At 45.6% G+C, this 20,738-nt stretch carries 20 protein-coding genes; 9 read left to right on the forward strand and 11 right to left on the reverse strand.

Annotation, left to right across the window (positions count from 1 at the left end; genetic code table 11):
• Position 1 precedes the first annotated feature (1 nt).
• Both ACKRAT_RS12235 and ACKRAT_RS12240 read left to right on the forward strand, forming a co-directional pair.
• A complete protein-coding gene (locus ACKRAT_RS12235; protein ID WP_411842660.1) occupies positions 2-1,501 on the forward strand; it encodes a potassium/proton antiporter in 1,500 nt (499 codons plus the stop codon).
• 19 nt (positions 1,502-1,520) lie between these two features.
• On the forward strand, positions 1,521-2,141 hold the full coding sequence (locus tag ACKRAT_RS12240) for a hypothetical protein (protein ID WP_411842661.1): 621 nt from the start codon (positions 1,521-1,523) through the stop codon (positions 2,139-2,141).
• A 46-nt stretch (positions 2,142-2,187) separates the two neighbouring features.
• Here the strand turns inward: ACKRAT_RS12240 and ACKRAT_RS12245 are convergent, their stop codons facing one another.
• The 6 genes from ACKRAT_RS12245 to ACKRAT_RS12270 all read right to left on the reverse strand — a co-directional run bounded on the left by ACKRAT_RS12245 (position 2,188) and on the right by ACKRAT_RS12270 (position 8,483).
• A complete protein-coding gene (locus ACKRAT_RS12245) occupies positions 2,188-2,604 on the reverse strand; it encodes an OsmC family protein (protein WP_411842662.1) in 417 nt (138 codons plus the stop codon).
• A 74-nt stretch (positions 2,605-2,678) separates the two neighbouring features.
• A complete protein-coding gene (locus ACKRAT_RS12250; RefSeq protein ID WP_411842663.1) occupies positions 2,679-3,896 on the reverse strand; it encodes an Nramp family divalent metal transporter in 1,218 nt (405 codons plus the stop codon).
• Between the two features lie 54 nt (positions 3,897-3,950).
• Positions 3,951-4,892, reverse strand: coding sequence for an agmatinase family protein (locus tag ACKRAT_RS12255; protein WP_411842664.1), 942 nt, complete (start codon positions 4,890-4,892; stop codon positions 3,951-3,953).
• Positions 4,893-5,025: 133 nt separating this feature from the next.
• Positions 5,026-7,008, reverse strand: coding sequence for a TRAP transporter permease (locus ACKRAT_RS12260; RefSeq protein ID WP_411842665.1), 1,983 nt, complete (start codon positions 7,006-7,008; stop codon positions 5,026-5,028).
• Position 7,009: 1 nt separating this feature from the next.
• Positions 7,010-7,486 (reverse strand): DUF1850 domain-containing protein, encoded by a 477-nt coding sequence (locus ACKRAT_RS12265; RefSeq protein WP_411842666.1) that lies wholly within the window; start codon positions 7,484-7,486, stop codon positions 7,010-7,012.
• Positions 7,473-8,483 carry a TAXI family TRAP transporter solute-binding subunit gene (locus ACKRAT_RS12270; RefSeq protein WP_411842667.1) on the reverse strand — a complete coding sequence of 337 codons (1,011 nt, stop codon included), beginning with the start codon at positions 8,481-8,483 and terminating at the stop codon, positions 7,473-7,475. The genes ACKRAT_RS12265 and ACKRAT_RS12270 overlap by 14 nt, the downstream gene beginning before the upstream one ends.
• A 215-nt stretch (positions 8,484-8,698) precedes the next feature.
• On the opposite strand from ACKRAT_RS12270, the gene ACKRAT_RS12275 reads away from it, so the two are divergent.
• The 5 genes from ACKRAT_RS12275 (at position 8,699) to ACKRAT_RS12295 (ending at position 13,098) form a co-directional block, all read left to right on the forward strand.
• Positions 8,699-9,043, forward strand: coding sequence for an ArsR/SmtB family transcription factor (locus ACKRAT_RS12275; RefSeq protein ID WP_411842668.1), 345 nt, complete (start codon positions 8,699-8,701; stop codon positions 9,041-9,043).
• Positions 9,043-10,347, forward strand: a complete 1,305-nt coding sequence (locus tag ACKRAT_RS12280) for an arsenic transporter (RefSeq protein ID WP_046790998.1) — start codon at positions 9,043-9,045, stop codon at positions 10,345-10,347. The genes ACKRAT_RS12275 and ACKRAT_RS12280 overlap by 1 nt, the downstream gene beginning before the upstream one ends.
• Positions 10,348-10,363: 16 nt before the next feature.
• The gene (gene arsC, locus ACKRAT_RS12285) at positions 10,364-10,783 is read left to right on the forward strand and encodes an arsenate reductase (thioredoxin) (RefSeq protein WP_411842669.1); all 420 of its coding nucleotides are present in this window, start codon (positions 10,364-10,366) and stop codon (positions 10,781-10,783) included.
• A 112-nt stretch (positions 10,784-10,895) separates the two neighbouring features.
• On the forward strand, positions 10,896-11,927 hold the full coding sequence (locus ACKRAT_RS12290) for an NADH:flavin oxidoreductase/NADH oxidase (RefSeq protein ID WP_411842670.1): 1,032 nt from the start codon (positions 10,896-10,898) through the stop codon (positions 11,925-11,927).
• Between the two features lie 82 nt (positions 11,928-12,009).
• Positions 12,010-13,098: a glycerate kinase gene (locus ACKRAT_RS12295; RefSeq protein WP_411842671.1), complete on the forward strand. Its 1,089-nt coding sequence runs from the start codon at positions 12,010-12,012 to the stop codon at positions 13,096-13,098.
• A gap of 102 nt (positions 13,099-13,200) precedes the next feature.
• On the opposite strand, the gene ACKRAT_RS12300 is transcribed toward ACKRAT_RS12295, so the two are convergent.
• Positions 13,201-14,037, reverse strand: coding sequence for an aldo/keto reductase (locus ACKRAT_RS12300; RefSeq protein ID WP_411844458.1), 837 nt, complete (start codon positions 14,035-14,037; stop codon positions 13,201-13,203).
• A gap of 201 nt (positions 14,038-14,238) precedes the next feature.
• Between ACKRAT_RS12300 and ACKRAT_RS12305 the strand changes: the two genes are divergently transcribed.
• Both ACKRAT_RS12305 and murJ read left to right on the forward strand, forming a co-directional pair.
• Positions 14,239-15,261: an ATP-grasp domain-containing protein gene (locus ACKRAT_RS12305; RefSeq protein WP_411842672.1), complete on the forward strand. Its 1,023-nt coding sequence runs from the start codon at positions 14,239-14,241 to the stop codon at positions 15,259-15,261.
• Between the two features lie 15 nt (positions 15,262-15,276).
• Positions 15,277-16,800, forward strand: coding sequence for a murein biosynthesis integral membrane protein MurJ (gene murJ, locus ACKRAT_RS12310; RefSeq protein ID WP_411842673.1), 1,524 nt, complete (start codon positions 15,277-15,279; stop codon positions 16,798-16,800).
• Positions 16,801-16,846: 46 nt separating this feature from the next.
• Here murJ and ACKRAT_RS12315 read toward each other — a convergent pair whose 3' ends face one another.
• Genes ACKRAT_RS12315 through ACKRAT_RS12330 form a run of 4 tightly spaced genes read right to left on the reverse strand, consistent with a single transcriptional unit; the run spans position 16,847 to position 20,699 of the window.
• Positions 16,847-18,007 carry an aminotransferase class I/II-fold pyridoxal phosphate-dependent enzyme gene (locus tag ACKRAT_RS12315; protein ID WP_411842674.1) on the reverse strand — a complete coding sequence of 387 codons (1,161 nt, stop codon included), beginning with the start codon at positions 18,005-18,007 and terminating at the stop codon, positions 16,847-16,849.
• Between the two features lie 31 nt (positions 18,008-18,038).
• Complete coding sequence (locus ACKRAT_RS12320) at positions 18,039-18,566, reverse strand: chromate transporter (RefSeq protein WP_411842675.1); 528 nt, start codon at positions 18,564-18,566, stop codon at positions 18,039-18,041.
• Complete coding sequence (locus ACKRAT_RS12325; protein ID WP_411842676.1) at positions 18,563-19,099, reverse strand: chromate transporter; 537 nt, start codon at positions 19,097-19,099, stop codon at positions 18,563-18,565. Before ACKRAT_RS12325 ends, ACKRAT_RS12320 begins: the two co-directional genes overlap by 4 nt.
• A gap of 10 nt (positions 19,100-19,109) precedes the next feature.
• Complete coding sequence (locus ACKRAT_RS12330) at positions 19,110-20,699, reverse strand: gamma-glutamyltransferase family protein (RefSeq protein WP_411842677.1); 1,590 nt, start codon at positions 20,697-20,699, stop codon at positions 19,110-19,112.
• Positions 20,700-20,738 lie beyond the last annotated feature (39 nt).

Genomic DNA, 20,738 nt, shown 5'->3' on the forward strand with positions numbered 1-20,738 from the left:
GATGTCATTTTTCCAGGATTCGCCTATACTGCTAATCGCGATTTTGCTCGTAATCGGGGTAGTCATGACGCGGTTTTCCTCCAGACTCGGAGTGCCTTCCCTGGTTCTGTTTATTATAATCGGTCTATTGCTGAACCGAATAATTTACTACGATAATGTGGAACTCACCCAGACGATCGGTATACTGGCCCTGGTTGTCATACTTTTCGAGGGTGGTCTCCAGACGAATATAATAACAATTAAAAAGGTTGCCACACCTGCACTGCTTCTGGCAACAATCGGTGTGCTGCTCACCAGTTTGATTCTGGGTGTATTCGCATATTTTATACTCGATTTAGATTTTATAACCGCTTTACTGCTCGGTGCAATCGTCGGGTCGACCGATGCTGCTGCGGTATTCGCAGTTTTTGGCAATAAAAATATCAAAGAGAAATTATCCTCCACATTGGAGACGGAATCCGGAACCAACGACCCCATGGCTGTATTTTTGACAGTGACCATCATTTCTATAATTGAAATGCCGGGTCAGGAAACTGCAATATCCTTAATTGCCACATTCTTCTGGCAGATGGGACTCGGTCTGCTCGCCGGCATCATGATTGGTAAGCTTGCCACATTTACAATTAATAAAATCAACCTGGAAGCTTCCGGTCTATATCCAGTCTTATCCCTCGGTTTCGCAATGTTCGCATTTGGCATTACAGATCTTAGCGGCGCCAGTGGATTACTTGCCGTTTACGTTATGGCGGTATTCATGGGTAATAAGGGCCTGACATACAAAAATTCCATTTTGCGCTTCAATGAAGGCCTTGCATGGATGATGCAAATCGTCATGTTCATGATGCTTGGACTTCTCGCATTTCCGGAAGAATTTTTCATTTATTCGCTGGAAGGCATTATAATGGCATTGATACTGATGTTCATCGCGAGACCGGCTGGTGTTTTCCTCACACTCATTTTCAGTAAATTCGACTTTAAAGAGAAAGTGTTCCTTTCCTGGGCAGGACTCAGAGGTTCGGTACCAATTGTATTAGCCACATATCCGCTTGTCCATGATATTGAACATGCCTATCTGGTTTTCAATGTCGTCTTCTATATCGTATTGTTCTCCGCCCTGCTTCAGGGCAGTACGATCACTCCTGTCGCGAGATGGCTGGGATTCGATGAAGGTGAAGAAACCATTCCTTCCTATACGGTGGAATTACTCGCTCTCGGACAGACGGAGAATGATATATATGGCATCGAATTACCAAAAAATTCTGCGCATAGCAGCGTAAGGATCAAAGATCTGGACCTGCCTACAAACGTACTCGTCATTGCGATTATACGTAATGATGAACTCATCACGCCAAACGGTGATACTCAGATGCACTCAAGTGATTACATTTATGTAATGATGCCCCGTAAATTACGGGAGAGAACTGAAGCATATTTCAGTAAGCCTAAAAAACCGGAAGTGCATAAGAAACCACGTCCAAAAAAAGCAAAAAAGAATAAATAAAGCAAGGGGGTTGGATACCATGAAGTTTTTCCTCACTTTAATATCAGTACCGTTGTTTTTTACCGCTTGTTTTGGAATCTCTCCTGATCTTGCAGATGAAAAAAGTTCAGAAGAGGATACGGCTAAAGAAGAATCCGCTGGAGAACCCCCAAACGAGGAAAATGCCCCGCCTGAAGTAAACCCGATAAATATTACAGGTGATGGGTTCGTCTCCAATTTCTTCAATGGCGCCTATGAGTACAGAACGATCTCAATCCGGTCAAGTTATGCGTACATGACTGAAATACTTGGTGAGCCTTCCGGCCAGGATAATATCATTGACGGCGTGTATTATCATTATGATCATATAGGATTCAACTTTCCCGAGTCTCGTGAAAGTGTGGATGATCCGGGCGAATTGAGGGTTGATGGCATCTTTATTTTCCCGGAAGACTTCTATAAGCAGGATGCTGTGGAGCATTATGGATGGCCGACAGAAGATGAAACATCGGAATTCCGTATGTTTTATGACTCCGACCCGGATAATGGTTACTATGTAATGATGAATTACAACCAGGATGACCGGGTTACAGAAATCATACTGCATAATAAGAATCTTTCAGATACAAAATTCTACACCCTGGATGAAGAAACCGATTAACGTAAAACAAGCGCACCCAGAATTTTAATCTGGATGCGCTTGTTTTTTATTGGATTTCTCCATTCAATTCAAGATGTGTAACGACTGCGGCATTTAATGAATTGATGGCGGAACAGTACTTTTCAGCGGATAAATCGACTGCCCGCTGTGCGACTTTAGGTGTTACGTTCCCTTTAATCTTCACTGTCAAATCGAGACTTGTGAAACTTTTCGGGTCAGTATCCCTTCTATCCCCATCAATATCTATTTCAATGGATTCAATCTTATCCATTTCACGGCGCATGATGACACAAAGGTCAATTCCCATGCAGCCTGCTACACCATGAAGCACCATTTCCATCGGCCTCGGCCCGCCGTCATTGCCTCCGACATCACTTGATGCGTCCATTGTGACATCGTAGCCCGAACTGTCTCCTACGGAATTGAACGCCATTCCACCCTGCCATCTGGTCTGTACTTTCATACTTGCTGCCACCCTTTCCATGAACACTTATATAAATTATAAGTGAAAACACTAAAGTTTTAAAATATATCAGCTTACGCAAATGTACTGAGTGCATCTATCAGACTGTAAATACCAAGGAACGAGACTACAGCTGCCACTGCCCAGCCGACAATATTCAGCCAGATTGGATTGATATGCTTGCCCATGACGTTCTTTTTGTTGATGACAACCATGATGATGATGGCGATAACCGGCAGAATCAGTCCGTTAAGCGCCTGTGCAAACAGTAAAACTTCCAGAGGTTCAAAACCAAGGGCTGATGTTACGATACCAAGACCAATGACAACACTGAATACAATTTTATACTTTGTACTGTCAAAGCCGCCTTCCCATCTCATAAAGCTGCTCACCGTTACAGCCGCACCCATAGGTGAGGCAATCGCTGAAGATAAACCTGCGGCAAACAATCCAATGCTGATGAAGAATGGTGCCAAGTTCCCCATCAAGGGTTCGAGCGGCGCTGCCAGCTCGACTATGCTTGTAACTTCCTGTCCCTGGATCAGGGCGCCGGCAGTAATCAAAATCGCTCCTGTAATAATACCGCCGACTGTAATAGTAATAATTGTATCCCAGCGGGATTCCTTCAATCCTTCAATACTGTCCCACTTCTCACTTACTGTAGATGCATGTATAAAGAAGTTATAGGGAACGACCGTCGTGCCGATTAAAGCGATGATCATAAGGATGGACCCTTCAGGGATCCCGGGGATGAATGCCCCTTTTAAAACCTCCCCCAGATCCGGGCCGGCAACAAACATTGTTGTTATGAAAGTAAAACTCATCAATACGATTAATACAATCATCACTTTTTCAATGATTTTATAGCTTCCGCTGAGGCCGAGCAACAGAATGATTACACCGATTACCGGTGCCACATAATTTTCAGGTATATCAAATAAGTATGCTACACCGAGTGACGTACCCAGCAAATCACCGCTGATATATGCCGCACAGCCTACACAGACGGCAATCATGACAAGCCAGACTGCCGCAAATTTTAAGATGACATTATCAAATAGATCGCGTATGTTCTCTCCCAGACCCTGCTTTGTTACTATACCAATTCTTGCAACCATCTCCTGCAGCACAATCGTGGCAAAAATTGAAAAAATGATTGCCCATAAAAGCGCAAATCCGAACCCTGCACCTGCGCGGGTTGCTGTCGTAACAGTCCCCGGTCCGATAAAGGAAGCGGTGACAATCGCACCCGGACCAAAAATCTTTATTTTCTCTTTGATTTTAGCAAGCATAAATCCCTCACCCCTTATATTTAAAAAACAGGAGGGGATTACCCCTCCCTGAAATTATTTATGATGACCGCCATGAACGTGTCCGGCCAGCACATATAGCACTGCTGTGGAGACAAAATGAGCTGAGTTCTGGTTGGCATCCTGCTGCGGATAGACTTCGACGAAGTCCATGCCGCACACTCCTCTTTTGCCAAATTCGTAAATCATTGTTACCAGCTCATGTGAAGTGAGTCCGTTGCCATCCACCGGTCCGCCGGGGTTAAATGCGAAATCCAGTACATCGCTGCAAATTGTAAGATATACGACATCAACATCTTTAGAGGCCATATCATAAATTTCATTTGCATATGCTCTTAAGTCTTTCGCTTCTTTAATATCATTGATCGTTAATGTAACAGCGCCATTCTCTTTTGCATACTTCCCTGTCTCGGGTTTGTTTCTCGGGCCTTTTATGCCTGTATGGATGAGACTTTCATTTCTGACGCCTTCAGTCTCATACAGACGCATAAACGGCGTACTGCGGGCGAATTCATCCCCTTCATGATGCGGCATGTTGTCGTAGTGTGAATCCAGATGGATAATGCCGACTTTCTTGCCGGTATTGGTCAGAGCCTTGACCACCGGATAAGTGATTCCATGGTCACCGCCGAGGCCGACAAGGAATTTACCCGACTTCCATAAGTCTTCCGTAAACGCTTCTATGCGTTCCATCGTTCCCGGTACATCATGAGGAATGACACTCACATCCCCTACATCGCCGAAGGACATGTGATCCTCTACATTGATATGATCCAACTCCGGCAGGTATGTACTGTATCTTGCTGACGACAGCCTGATCTGTTTCGGACCGAGTTCACTGCCTGTGTAGTCACCCCACGTACATGCGCCTTCCCAAGGTACACCGTAAACCAAAATATCCGTATCGTAATCCGTCGTACCCGTTAAGTTTTTTCCGCCGAGCATCGGTGGTGTATTACCGTAAATATTTGAATTCATTTATGATTCCTCCAACTAATTATTATTCACAGAATATAATAGTCATTTAACCTATTTCATCTGTGTCTAAACTTGCATTTCGGCCCCCTTATAAAACAGGGGTGTATTGATTTGAAATATTCTCTATTGAACTTTAGGCAAACTGTTCAGTCCGCTTCCACTTCAAGTAGTTCATACCCAGTATTAAAATCACGATACTCACACCTATAATGTCTGTATACGTTTCCGGAACGATTGACAGCATTGCTGCAACAGCGAGAATGATACGGAATAATATATTTATATGTTCTTTGAAGAATCCTTCCAAAGCAGCGGCGAGCCCTGTAAGCGCTATAAGTGAAGTAACTACAACTATTCCTACATCGACAAAGTTGGCTAATGGGTACTCCCTTGCATTCGACATAAGACCTTCAGTATCAACCATCAATAGTGCCGGCTCGTAGATGAAAAGATATGGTATGAGGAATCCCGCGATCGATAATTTGAGCGCCTGGAATCCGGTCGTCATTGGATTGCCTCCGGATATACCCGCCCCTGCAAAAGCAGCCAGGGCTACCGGTGGTGTTACATTCGCGAAAATACCAAAATAGAAAACGAACATATGTGCAAGAAGAACCGGAATTCCGAACTCAGCAAGCGCCGGTGCCGCCATAGTCGCTGTGATGATATATGCCGGAATGGATGGCAGTCCCATGCCAAGAACCATCGAAGCAATCATTGTGAAGAACAGTGTCAGGAAGAGTGATCCCGCACCAAGACTCGCAATTGCGGATGTCATTATTGCCCCGAAACTCGTCAATGAAACGACGCCGATAATAATACCCACAACCGCACAGGCAATCATGACTGACAACGCCTGCTGCGCGCCATTCGCCAGGGCATCAAACACATCTCTGGGAGACATGCGTGTTGTTTTTCTCAGCATTGCCACAATAACCGTCAGGAATAGTGTGAACACTGCAGCTCTTGGAATCGGGAAATTGAGGAAAAGCATAACAATCAGACCAACAATCGGGATGAGCAAATGTCCTCTTTCCACCATAACTTCCTTTACCCTCGGCAAATCGGCTTTGGGTATCCCCTGCAGATTACGTTTTCCTGCCCGGTAATGAACCTGCATAATTACAGCGAAATAATACAATATTGCCGGGAATAATGCCGCAAGTGCTATGACACCGTAATTGATTCCTGTAGTCTCCGCCATGATGAATGCACTTGCTCCCATAATCGGCGGTAAAATCTGACCGCCGACTGAAGCACTCGCTTCGACTGCACCGGCAAAGTTTTTGTTGTATCCCACTTTCTTCATCAAAGGAATTGTAAATGCGCCGGTACTGACAACGTTGGCCACAGCAGCACCGTTGATACTTCCCATGAAACCACTTGATACAACCGCCACTTTAGCGGGTCCCCCTTTATTGGCACCCGCCAAAGCCATAGCAAGGTCGTTGAAAAACTGTCCCATCCCCGACTTCTGTAAAAATGCACCAAAAAGGATGAATAAGAATATAAAATTCACAGAGGCGCCGATGGCTGTAGAATATAAACCTTCCGTACTCAGATATAATTGCCCGAATATATCACCAGGACTATAAGGACGCGTCAGCATCATGGTAGGCAAAAAATCCATATGACTGATGAATGGATATGCAAGAAACACCAATGCCAATATCGGTAATATGATTCCCGTAACCCTTCTTGCCGCTTCCAGGATAAGCAGTACTGTCATAATTCCCACAATGATATCGAGCGTATTCGGGATTCCGCCGCGCTCGGTGACAATCGCCTGATATTCCACCATTATGTAGACAGCGGTCATCAGACTCAGCCCGGTCAGTATCCAGTCGAGTACAGGCAGTCTTGTCCTGTCCTGCTTTTTAAACATCGGATACAGCATGTAAACAAGTACAAGTCCGATTGCAACGTGGATGGCACGCTGCTGCAGGGCCGGCATCGGATTAAATACCATATAGACATGAAATAATGAATAAAGCACAGAGATGATGGCTACAATCCATATCACCGATTTTTTATCAAACTGTCTAGTCATCGCATCCTTATCGTATTTCTCCAAAACTTCCTGAGTGTCTGGAGCAACTTTAGGCTCTTTTTCCATGTTAACCCCCTATTAATCGTGTATATAGTGATCTGTTTTCCACTTTGATTTCAACAGCAGTATTCGTTTCGAAAATTTTGTAAAGACTGTGAACCTTGCCATCCTGTATAATCCTGGTCTTTACATTTTCAGAGACGTTCATATAAATATCCGGATATGTATCATTTATAGTAAATCCAACATACCCGTCTTCGGTAAGTTCCGGCGGCTCTTCTGATTTGTGCGGTACACCGGCACCGAAGGTCTTAAAGTATGTTTTTGTCAGAAGCAGGCTGTTATCTTGTACTTCATAAATTTCATACCATTCTTCTTTTTCTATTGAATGGACCCAATGCAGTTCAAATGTCTCCGCCTCGAGGTAGTAATCATCATACCCTTCAGCAGCCAATATCAGAACCGGCCTCGGCAGAATGAATATAAAGAGGAGCACTGCTATAATGCTCCCCGAAAACATCCACTTAATCTTATTGTTCATCATAATAGCGCTGGGCACCCGGATGAACGTCTATAACCATACTTTCCATCGAATTCTCTATACTGATATCAGATGCTGCCTGGTGGGCATTCGTAAGACTGTCCGTGTTTTCAAATAAATACTTGGTCAATTTATAAACATCATCTTCGCTGAGGTCCTCTCTGACGACCAATGCATTCATGATAGCGGCCGTTTGAACAGCCTCTTCATTTCCATAAGTATCCGCCGGTATTTCCATTGCTTCAAAGTAATCTTCTCCCATGTTTTCCACTGCATCCGCTTCGATAGGAACAATCTTCAGATCAACGGAGTTTTGCAACTCCATAACAGAAGCGTTAGGCAGTCCGCTTGTAAGGAACGCTGCATCCAGCTGTCCGCCTCTCATCGCTTCAGCTGCTTCTGCATAACCCAGATAATCTACTTCCATATCGTCATAAGTAAGTTCATGCGCTTCCAGTACTGAGCGTGTAGCAATTTCAACACCGGAGTTCTGGTCCCCGACAGCAACACGTTTCCCTGCCAGATCTTCCACACCTTCGATTCCTGAACCTTCAGTTGTAATCAGCTGGACAAAGTTAGGATACAATGCCGCAACCTGCTGTACATTCTCGATCGGTTCGCTGAATGTCTCTTCACCGTTGACCGCCTGTACTAACGCATCACTCATTACAAACGCCATTTCAACACTTTCCTGCTGCATCAGATTCAGGTTTTCAGCAGATGCCCCTGTTGTTTCAGTCCTCGAGTTTACATCAAACTCGCTGCTGTATCCATCCGCCAAAGTGGTAGCGATGATATTATACGGTCCGGAAGACCCGCCGGTGGCAATCGTTACGATGTTCGTTTCAAGGCCCGCAGATCCGCCTTCCGATGATTCCGACTCTTCTGCATCTTCAGCAGCCCCCTCATCTCCGGTCGCTTCATCACCGCCGTCACTTCCGCATGCCGTTAAAAACAGACTGAGTCCAAGAATCATTGCTACATACTTACTGAGTTTCATTGATAGTCCTCCCCTTCTCTAATTATCTAAAATTATAGCAAATCAACCCTGGAATAGAAACGCTTTCATACAATTTTATCAAAATTTTCTATAAATTATACCAGTCGATATTCTCCTGTTAATTAATCGAAACCAATCATTGACTGCATAAGTGATCACTTATATAATAAATGCTGTTACATAAGATTTTTCTTATATAGATTGGAGAATGCAGAATGGAAAAAATCAAACTGAATATATCAGATACTGCAGACCTTTTTAAAATTCTCGGAGACCCGTCCAGGCTTTCAATGGTCGCCATGATGAATAAAAAGGAATGCTGCGTCTGCGACTTCACTGAATGCTTTGGCATGAGCCAGCCCGCAGTGAGCCAGCACCTAAAAAAACTTCGTGATATTGGATTGGTCAAGGCGAGGAGAGACGGATACTGGACCTTTCTTTCACTGGATGAGGAAAGTAAATATTTCGATATGATCCCGTCACTCATTTCAGCCATACCGGAAATTGATGCACAAGTAGACCAGCTGCTTTCTGCATGTGAAGGAGAGTCCTGTTGTTAATGGAAAGTTCCACTGCCGTAATTGCCATAATTATATTTCTTGCCACTTTGTTCCTCGTAATCAGACAGCCAAAAGGCCTGGGTATCGGATGGTCAGCCTGTGCAGGTGCCCTCATCGCGCTGATTTTCGGTGTCGTCAGTTTTGGAGATGTGGCGACCGTCTGGGGAATCGTATGGAATGCAACGCTTACTTTCGTCGCAGTCATCCTCATTTCACTCGTATTGGATGAAATCGGGTTCTTCGAATGGTCCGCATTACATATGGCCCGGATTGCCCGCGGGAATGGATTGAAGCTGTTTGTCTATATCATTCTCCTCGGTGCTGTTGTTGCTGCACTGTTTGCCAACGATGGTGCGGCACTGATCCTGACGCCAATCGTTCTTGCGATGGTCAGGAATCTGAATTTCACAGAAAAAATGGTCATGCCCTTCATCATGGCCAGCGGATTTATCGCTGATACTGCGTCGCTGCCGTTTATCGTAAGCAACCTGGTCAATATCGTTTCCGCAGATTTCTTCGGAATCGGATTTATAGAATATGCTTCAAGGATGATCGTTCCCAACCTGTTTTCCATCCTTGCAAGTATCATCGTCCTCTATATCTTCTTCAGAAAAGATCTGCCGGCTGACTATGACGTTAAAGAACTTAGAGCACCGCGCGAGGCGATCCGTGATCTTAAGATGTTCAATTGGTCCTGGGTTGTACTGGCGTTCCTGCTTATCGGATATTTCCTCAGTGAACCGCTTGAAATACCGGTATCGATCATTGCGGGCATCATTGCCCTGTTCTTTATCATCATGGCCAGAAACAGCGACGCTGTACCCATCCGCCAGGTGATAAAAGGGGCACCATGGGATATCGTATTCTTCTCACTCGGTATGTATGTAGTTGTATACGGCCTTCAAAATGCCGGTCTGACAAACATTTTAGGAAACTTCATCGGATTTGCAGCCGACCAGGGGTTATTCATCGGAACGATGGTGATGGGCTTTACTGCCGCAATATTATCTTCTGTGATGAACAATATGCCGACAGTCATGATCGATGCCCTTGCCATTGCGGAGTCCGGCGCAACCGGACTGGTCAAAGAAGGACTGATCTACGCCAACGTGATCGGTTCGGATCTGGGTCCGAAAATCACACCGATCGGTTCCCTCGCCACACTGCTCTGGCTGCATGTACTTAAGAAAAAAGGCGTCCATATCTCTTGGGGATATTATTTCAAAATAGGAATCATACTCACAATACCGGTCCTGTTCATTACATTATTCGGATTGTTTGCATGGCTCCTCATCATTTCATAACTAAAGGAGACTCAATATGTCAAAACCAATCATTTATTTTCTATGCACAGGAAACTCCTGCAGAAGCCAGATTGCCGAAGGCTTCGGCCACAAATATCTCGACGGGCAATACGACGTCTACTCTGCCGGGATAGAAGCGCACGGCATGAACCCAAAAGCGGTATCGATCATGGAAGAGGCCGGAATAGATATTTCCGGCCAGGAATCAAGCAAGATTGACAACGCGCTGCTCAACAGATCGGATTATGTCATTACACTCTGCGGGGATGCGGACGATAACTGTCCCATGACACCCCCGCATGTCAACCGCATGCACTGGGGATTTGAAGACCCGGCAAAAGCCACCGGCACGGACGAAGAAGTACATGCCGTATTCGAGAGTGTAAGGGATGCCATCGAAGAAAGAATCATCGCATTTAAAGAAAACGGAAAATAAATCTATGACCCCTTCAAATTTGAAGGGGTTTTTCTATTATATCGAGGCTTTATCTTTGATGTTTCTCAAACTTTCCGTAACAATAAAAATAACGTTAAAGGAGGAATTTTTGATGTCTACACTATTTGAACCTTACAGGATTAAGAATTTAGAACTTCGCAACAGAGTGGTTATGGCCCCAATGTGCCAGTACAGTGCCGAAGACGGCATTCCGAACGAATGGCATTTCACACACTATACATCCCGTGCCGTTGGCGGCACCGGCCTGATCATGGTGGAAATGACGAATGTTGAAGAACGGGGAAGAATTACCGATCATTGTCTGGGTATCTGGTCCGACGGCCATGTTCCTCATTATAAAAGGGTAGTAGACGCCTGCCACAGACAAGGAGCGAAAATCGGCATCCAGCTTGGCCATGCGGGCAGAAAGGCCCAGGATGCAGAAGAACCTGTATCCAGTTCTGCGATTGCTTTTAATGATGAATTCAAAACGCCGCATGCGCTCACTACTGATGAAGTGGATGAAATGGTCGATGCGTATAAGTGGGGTGCAGTACGCGCCGTTGAAGCGGGATTTGATACGATTGAAATCCATGGTGCACATGGCTATCTGATCCATCAGTTCCAGTCCCCGCTTACAAATAAAAGAGACGATGAATATGGACAGGATCTGAGCCTCTTTGGCTGCAGGGTCATTGAATCGGTGAAGTCCGTCATGCCCGATGATATGCCGCTTATCCTGAGAATTTCTGCAGTAGAATTTGCCGAAGGCGGTTACGGGCTGGATCACGGCATTGAGCTCTCCAAACGATACAAAGAGGCCGGTGTCGATATGATCGATGTTTCTGCAGGCGGCGAAGGTACGCCGTCCAAGGAACGTTTCCCGGGAAATTATCCCGGCTATCTGGTCCCTTATGCAAGACGTATTAAAGAAGAAGCCAGGATTCCAGTCATTGCTGTAGGATTGCTTGAAGATGTGAATGTGGCGGAACACGTCATCGCTTCCGGCGATGCAGATCTGGCCGCGATTGGCCGCGGGCTGCTCCGCGATCCTTACTGGGTGATGAATGCAAACCGTGAGCAGAACCCTAAAGACAGGTTATTCATACCGGAACAATACGAAAGAGGCTTCAGAAAAATTTAAGGGGTGTTTGTTTGAAACACATATCGGATAAACCGACAACTTGCAGTGCAATGTCAAAAGTATCCAACCAGAGGTTTAAAGTATGAAAATAGTACTCGCTCCAGATTCGTATAAAGGCACGTTAAACCAAAAAGAAGTTGCGGACATTATGGTCAGGACACTCAAAGAGATCGGGCACACCGCTGTAGCCAAACCAATGAGTGATGGCGGAGACGGCCTGCTTCACTGCTTCAATAATGAAGGTTACAAAAAAATCGAGTCGAATGTGACCGGCCCGGAAGGCGATACAGTTTCCGCCAAGTATTATATGCTTGAAAATACTGCCATCATTGAAACAGCAGAGGCATGCGGTCTTCATCTTGTGACAGACTCTTCTCCTTGCGACCGGACATCCTACGGGGTTGGAGAACTCATTCTCCATGCAGTGGACCGGGGCGCTGAAAATATCATTCTGGGACTGGGCGGCTCTGCCACTAATGACGGTGGGTTCGGTATGTTCATGGGGCTTGGGGGCATGGCTAAAGATGCTTCCGGGCAACCGGTGTCTGTAATGAATAATGACATTACAGATATCGATGCGCTGCTCACTGACAGCCTGTTCGTTTTAGATGATATAAACATGACGGTTGCGTCAGATGTTACCAATCCATTATTCGGCCCTTTCGGTGCCACAGCTGTGTTCGGCCCGCAAAAAGGCATCGAAGCAGATCGGATTGATGAATTTGAAGACTTGCTTATCCATTTGCATCACAAAGTAACTCAGGTATTTGGGACTGATTACAGTAAAACGCCCGGTGCCGGTGCAGCCGGCGGCCTTGGATGGATGCTGATGCACTTTGGAGCAATAATGGAAAAAGGCGGCCCGCTGATCGCTGAAATGATCCGGCTTGAAGAAGAAATTAAAGACGCCGACCTGGTCATCACAGGAGAAGGAAAAAGCGATATCCAGACAATGGACGGCAAAGCACCCTCAATTGTTGCAGAGATTGCAGACAGGCATGAAAAACCCTGTTTCCTGATATCCGGGCAGATCACCGAAGATTTATCAGAGCATTTTACGAAAACCTACTCGCTGGTTAATGATAACAATGAGGCTCACGAAGTGATGGAGAATACCGAAGAATATTTAGCAGGATTGATAAGAGAAATATTTGATGTATCAACCGATTGAGACCGGGAAAATCCCGTGTCTCTTTTATTTTGCGGACGTCGTCCGAATCTTCAGCCCAAAAACCGCACAAAAAAACCGGGACTCGAGGTCCCGGCAAGATGATCAGTCATCAAAACTAAAATTATCCGGATCCTTCCCCATCCTCTGATTGGTATCCAGAGTGTCCAGTTTATCCATATCTTCTGCTGTAAGTTCAAAATCAAAGATATCGATATTCTGTTGGATCCTCTCTGCAGTGACGGATTTCGGGATTGTTGAAACGCCTGTCTGCAAATCCCATCTCAATACGATTTGAGCAGGGGATTTCCCATATTTCTTAACGAGTTCCTGGATGACCGGCTCGTCGAAAAATTTACCGCGTTTTAACGGTGCCCATGCTTCTACCTGTATGTCGTGTTCATCACAAAATGCTCTCATCTCTTTTTGAGCAAGCTGAGGATGGTATTCCAGCTGGTCAAGCATCGGTTTGACTGTTGCGATCTCGAAAATTTCTTCCAGATGCTGCTTGTGGAAGTTACTTACACCGATCGCTCTAACTTTTTTGTCTTTATAGAGTTTTTCCAGTGCTTTCCAAGCTTCCGTATATTTGCCTTCAATCGGCCAGTGGATTAAATAAAGATCGATGTAATCCAACTGTAATTTTTCAAGACTGATTTCAAACGCTTTTAATGTCTCTTCATACCCCAAATCATCATTCCAGACTTTTGTTGTAATGAAGAGCTCTTCACGTGAAACATTTGAGTCCCTCAGCACATCACCGAGACCTTTTTCATTATCATAAAAAGAAGCTGTGTCAAAATGCCTGTAGCCCGCTTCCAGTGCTGCATCTATAGTTCCTTTCATCTGTTCTTCCGGAATTTTGTATACACCGAACCCAATAACCGGCATTTTCACTCCATTGTTCAGAGTATAAGTATCCTGTTTTGAAATCTTCATTATTCTGTCTCCTCTGTTATTATTATTTTAGAATGGATTAATGCAGCTTGAAATTTTTACACTTAATCGTATTTTAACATCAATATAATCATATTTTAATTTTAATTTTTATTTAACCATACAAGCCGCTTCTGGTTTGTTAAAATATGTTATAAATACATAATGAGAAAACATAAAGCGACAAAAGAATGGACGGGATTTAAAATGAGTAATATAAATGTTTTAGTCACCGGCATCGGCGGTCCGATCGCCCAGGGGATCATCCAGGGCCTGAGGGAACGTCAGGATGTTACAGTAATTGGTGCAGACAGGCGCACAGTGACAGCCGGTCATCATTTCTGTGACCGTACATATCAAGTACCACGTTATACAGATATTGAAGCATATCTGGAAATGATACATAAAATTTCGGAAAATGAGAAAATCGACATCATCTTCCCTTCTCTGCATGAAGAAGTGTTTATCTTCCATGAACGGCGTCATGAATTCAAACCGGTGATTGCACTGCCTGCCAGTGATGATTTCTCAATTTTAATGCATAAGGAGTCTGTTTACAAAAAATTGGAGGCTCAAGGTCTTGGGGAATTTATTCCGAAATACGAGGGCTTTAATTCCGAAGCGGGTTTACGCGGAATCAAAGAGCAGCTTTTTAATAATGATTCCCATTTTGTAGTAAAGACAGTAAACAGCTATGCTTCGCTCGGTTTCGCAATTTTAACGGACAAAAACAATTATATAAAAGCATTAAAAGCAGGCAACAGGAATATTTTGGATTTTGAAGATTACTGCAGAACCATTGATGAACGTGAGCGCAAACTTGCCATGAGCCTTTTCAAAGGAAAAGAGTACAGTGTCGATGTATACCTCCACAACGGTAGAGTGATTGTTGCGGTCCCAAGGGAACGGACAGGAGTTTCCAACAACATTGTACTCGATGGAAAAGTCATTCAGAACAAGGCTCTGATCGAAGCTTCCACAAAGATTACAGAAGCACTGGTCAATGATGGCTTTATCAATATCCAGTTCATGGAGAGTGAATATGGGTATAAGCTCACGGACATCAACCCCCGTTTCTGCGGTAGCCAGGTAATGAGCCTGGGCGCGAAGGTCAACTTCCCTTCACTATTCATCGAATATAACCTCTTGGGGAATCACATTAAAGTAGATCCTGTATGGAATACGAGGATGCTGAGATTCAGAGACCAGGTTTTCGTACATGAAGAATAAAGTAAGCGTGATGGTATGAAAAAAGCAGTCCTCCTGTTGATGGTACTTACCATCATATCCAAAATTTCAGGCTTTCTGAGAGATTTGACGCTCGCGTATTTCTACGGCGCCTCCGTTATCAGTGATGTATTTCTTCTCGCAATCAGTATACCGACCGTCGTTTTCGGAGTCATTGCAGCGGGGATTTCAACAGGGTATATCCCCCTTTATTCCCGTATTGATAACCGGCTGGGGGAAACTCAGGGAATAAAGTATACAAATAACCTGATCAGCATACTGATGGTGATCTGCACCGCAATTGTCATCCTGGCACTGGTTTTCACAGAGTACCTGGTTAAAATATTCGCTATCGGTTTTGAAGGTGAAGTGCTGGCACTTGCCGTCATGTTCACCCGTTTCAGCATATTCGGAATCTATTTCACTATAATCATACGGATTCTCAGTGCTTATTTAAATTATAAAAAGATTTTTGCCGTTCCATCGTTGATTGGCATACCGATGAACCTGGTGCTTATTGCTTCCATCATTGTAAGCAGTAAGACGGAATGGATATACATCCTGGCCGTTGGGAATGTGCTCGCGCTGTTCGTCCAATTTCTCATCATCGTCTTTTTTGCCTATCGTCATTCCTTTTATTTTCAGCCGATATTCAATCCAAAAGACAAGCATATTAAGGAAATGGCTGCGCTCGCCTTCCCTGTCATACTCGGTTCAAGTGTATCCCAGCTGAACAGGCTGGTCGACCGTTCATTGGCATCCTGGATTTCGATAGGCGGAATCTCCTCCATCAACTATGCCAACACACTGAATACATCATTCATCGGCATATTTGTATCATCGTTTGTAACCGTCTTTTATCCGGATATATCCAGGAAAGCCGCCAAGGGTGACATTGAAGGCCTTAAGCGCATCATGAACCAGACCATTACAGGCGTGCTGTTGCTGATTATCCCTGCAACCATCGGCTCAATGGTATTTGCAGAACCGATTGTACGATTCCTGTTCGATCGGGGGGCATTCGACGAAGCAGCCGTAGCACTGACGACATCCGCGTTCTTCTTCTATTCCATAGGGATGGTCGGAGCAGGCATCAATTTGATACTGACCCGCACATTCTATTCATTGCAGGATACAAAGACGCCGATGATTAACAGCGCGATTGCGATGGGAATCAATATCGCCCTGAACTTCCTCCTCGCCCCTGTGCTCGGCATCGGCGGACTGGCGCTTGCGACCAGCATCGCCACCCTCATCACAGTCGTATTACTGTTTAAAGGACTGCAGAGGAAGCTTGGCAGGCTGCATCTTAAAAAGCTGGTGCCGTCTGTGATGAAAATTTCAGGCGCCGCCTTGATTTCTGCTGCAGCAGCTCTGCTTCTGTTCAATGTGACGGGTTCCGGCACGGAGGATAAACTGGCGCTTCTCTTGGCACTGCCGGTGATGGTCATGTTCTATTTCGGATTGATCTATGTGCTGAAAGTAGAAGGGGCCGATCAATTCGCCCAATCGATGCTGAACCGTTTCAGAAAGAAAAAATGATATTAAACAAAACCGCCCATCTCTTAATAGAAATGGGCGGTTCTGTCTATTCTTCGCTTTTCCTGCTCAAAAATCTTTCCAGCCGGTCTGCTGCCGCTTCCAGGTTCTCCATACTCGTTGCAAATGAAATCCTGATGTGCCCTTCCCCGTACTCTGAAAAGGCGGCACCGGGAACAACAGCAACCTGCGCTGTCTCCAGAAGTTCAATCGCAAAATCGGATGAACTTTCATTATATTTCCGGATCGACGGGAATATGTAAAATGCACCTTTTGGCAGAACTACATCCAGTCCCATATCCACAAGACGCCGATATATATAATCCCTTCTCTCTACATAGGCTGCATTCATTTCCACCGGCGCATCCAGCGCACCGGTCAATGCTTCGAGTGCCGCAACCTGGCTTGGCATGCTTGCACACAGAGTGTTATACAAATGGACAAGCGTCAGTTTTTCAACCATTTCAGCACTGCCCAAAAGCCATCCGATCCTCCATCCTGTCATCGCATGGGATTTACTGAGGCCGTTGACGGCAAGCAGTTTATCTTTAATTTCAGGGTAGGAAGTAAATGAATAATGCTCCCCGTCCAAAGTGTTTTCCGAATACATTTCATCGACAATGACGAAAATATCGTGTTTTTCGAACAGCTTTACGAGGGATTCTATCGTCTCTTCCGGATAAATGGCTCCTGTAGGATTGTTGGGGTAATTAAGCAGGACCGCCTTTGTTTTATCCGTAATTGCCGCTTCAATCTTTTCAGCCGTCGGAACAAAATCCGTATCCGTTGTATCCACTAATACGGTTTTTGCCCCCAGCATGGAGGCAATGGGTGCATAACCCGTATAGATGGGCGCAGGCATAATGATCTCATCATTGGGATTCACGATGGTGCGGAAAATCGTATCCAGCGCCTCACTCCCGCCGTTTGTAACGATGACCTCATCAGCCGCATCGTAATCAGCACCGTATTTATTTTTATAAAAATTGGCGATTGCTGTTCTCAGCTCAATCGTCCCCCGGTTATGGGAATACTTCATCGGCTGATCTCCCACCGCCTCCATCACCCGGTCTCTTATGGATTGCGGTGTGGGAAAGTCCGGCTGCCCAAGTGTCAGATCGATGCTTTCCGGCATGCGGGCGACTCTGTTGGCCATTTGCCGGGTCCCCGGAACTTCTACGTCTTTCAATAATTTATTCAACTCTGGCACATTCATTCTCCTTTAGAAGTAAATCTTTGATTCATAATAAAATTGCTCCATACACCAGCCCGAAAATAATGACCAGTGCCGGATGCACTTTAAACTTTCGAAGCATCACAAAGCTTGTAATCATCAAAATAATTGTATGGACGGCCCCTGAGTCCGTGAAAGCACTGGCGAAAAAATCAAAAGCGATAATACCAAGCAAAATCGCAATCACCGGCCGGATCAGCGTCGTAAGGGTTTCGAATTTCTTCGTCCCCTTCATTTTATATAGTACACCTGCAAGGAATACCATCAGCATCAATGAAGGAAGTACGGTCGCCGATACTGCAACGACCGAGCCTAGCACACCACCGACTTCGAAGCCGATGAACCCTGCCATCTTGGTGGCAATCGGGCCCGGCAGAGCATTGCCGAGTGCCAGCACTTCCGCAAATTCCTGCGAGTTCATCCACCCATAATTCTGCACCACTTCCTGTTCGACAAGCGGGATGGATGAAGGGCCTCCGCCGTATCCAAGCACTCCGGGAATAAAGAATGCGATAAATATTTGTAGATATATCATATTCTTCCTTCCTTCCTGAACAGGCTGAAGACCACTATCACTAAAATGACAATCGCCGGGTGGATATCAAGTACAGCGAGCAACAGGAATGAAACGAGTGTAAAGAGGATGATGAATTTCCATGTTGTCTTCGCTTTCGCCTTCTCCAGAAATTCATATGTCAGAATGATCAGCATTACGCCGACAACGGGAATGACCCCGTTACTCATCCCCTGGACCCACTCGAGATCCTTGAATTCCGCAAACAGCTTCAAGAGCACAACCATCAGGATGATTGTAGGTAAAATCGCTGCAAACACTGCATTCACCATGCCCAGCCAGCCTTTTTGCATAAAGCCGATATAGCCGGCCAGCTTCGTAATGATCGGGCCCGGAAGCACATTTGCAATCGCAAGGGAATCCTGGAACTCCTCATCCGTCATCCATTTATACGTGTCCACCACTTCTTTATGGACAAGAGGGATGGAAGCGGGTCCTCCGCCATATCCGAGCATTCCCACTTTAAAGAAAGCCAAAAAAATCTTCATCTGCATAATTTTCCACCTAATATATTGAGATCGAACCGTCCGTACGGGACTCACTGCCCCCTATGAGCGCTCCGTCTTTGCCCCGTACGATGATCTGTCCCCGTCCGAAGCTGTTCGGTTCCAGATTCACACTGACTTTATGCCCCCGTCTTTGCAGACTGCGTGAAATATCATGATCGAAACGGTCTTCCACTTCCACTTCGAGTCCCGATTTGAACTGCCATCTTGGTGCATCCAGCGCACTTTGCGGGTTCATGCCGTAATCGATCAGATTCATCGCAACCTGCAGGTGGCCCTGCGGCTGCATGAACGCTCCCATGACGCCGAACGGCCCCACAGGTTCGCCCTCTTTAGTAATAAAGCCTGGAATGATTGTATGGTAGGGTTTCTTTCCCCCGCCCACATAGTTCGGACTGTTTTCATCCATCGAGAAGTTGTGTCCACGGTTATGTAAGGACAGGCCCGTGTCCGGTATCACCACACCTGAGCCGAAGCCCATATAGTTACTCTGTATATAGGAGACCATGTTCCCTTCCCCGTCAGCTGTTGCCAGATATACTGTGCCGCCCTGGGGAAGATCGCCGTGTCCCCTCAATTCCGCCGAGCCGCCGATTTCTGCCCGGCGCTGTTTCAAATATGCTTCATCCAGAAGGGCTTCAATCGACACTTTCATATGATCCGGGTCCGCCACAGATGTTGTCGTGTCTGCGAATGCCTGCTTGATGGCTTCAATCTGATAATGGTACGCTTCCTCATCCAGATGCTTAAACTCGTCATTATTCAGTATGCCGAGCGCCATCAGAGCCGTTATGCCCTGGCCGTTTGGCGGGATTTCCTGAATATCATACCCTTTATAGTTCACACTGATCGGATCGACATAGTCGACTTCGAAATGCTTTAGATCGTCGTGTGTAATCAAGCCGCCTGTTTTTTCACTGTACGCTACTATTTTATCAGCAAGTGCGCCTTCGTAAACACTTTTCGCATCGGTATCTGCAATCTCCTCAAGCGTCTCCGCATGATGCGGCAGCGTCTTAATCTCCCCGACAGTCGGATTGCCGAAAATCTCAAGCCATGGTTTGATCTCTTCAAAATTCTCTGCTTCCCTGCTGAAATTATCATATGCTGCCCGCCAATATCTTGCAACAGTCGGTGTCACTGCAAAGCCATCCTTTGCAGCACGGATTGCCGGTGCCAATACTTCCTTCAGCGTCAGGTTTCCGAACTTATTAACCAGGCTTGCCCATGCCGCAGGCACGCCCGGGACATTCACAGGCAGCCAGCCGAATTTCGGCATTGCGCCATATCCGTGCGCTTTTATCTCTTCCATGGACAGAGCTTCGGGTGAATGGCCGCTTGCATTCATGCCATGCAGTCTGCCGTTCATCCATGCAATCATGAACGCATCCCCGCCGATGCCGTTGCTGGTGGGCTCCACCACCGTAAGTGCTGCGGCGGTCGCAATGGCGGCATCCATTGCATTCCCTCCCTGCTTCATCACTTCTATTCCTGCATCTGTGGCCACAGGATGGGTTGTCGCCACCATCCCGTTTTTCGCATATACACTGAACCGTCTGTTTAAGTATGGATATTTATAATGATCCATTTGAGTCCAAATCCCCTTTCTGAAAATTCAATCATAAAA

The sequence above is a fragment of the Salinicoccus sp. HZC-1 genome, assembly GCF_046736035.1.
GTDB lineage: Bacteria > Bacillota > Bacilli > Staphylococcales > Salinicoccaceae > Salinicoccus.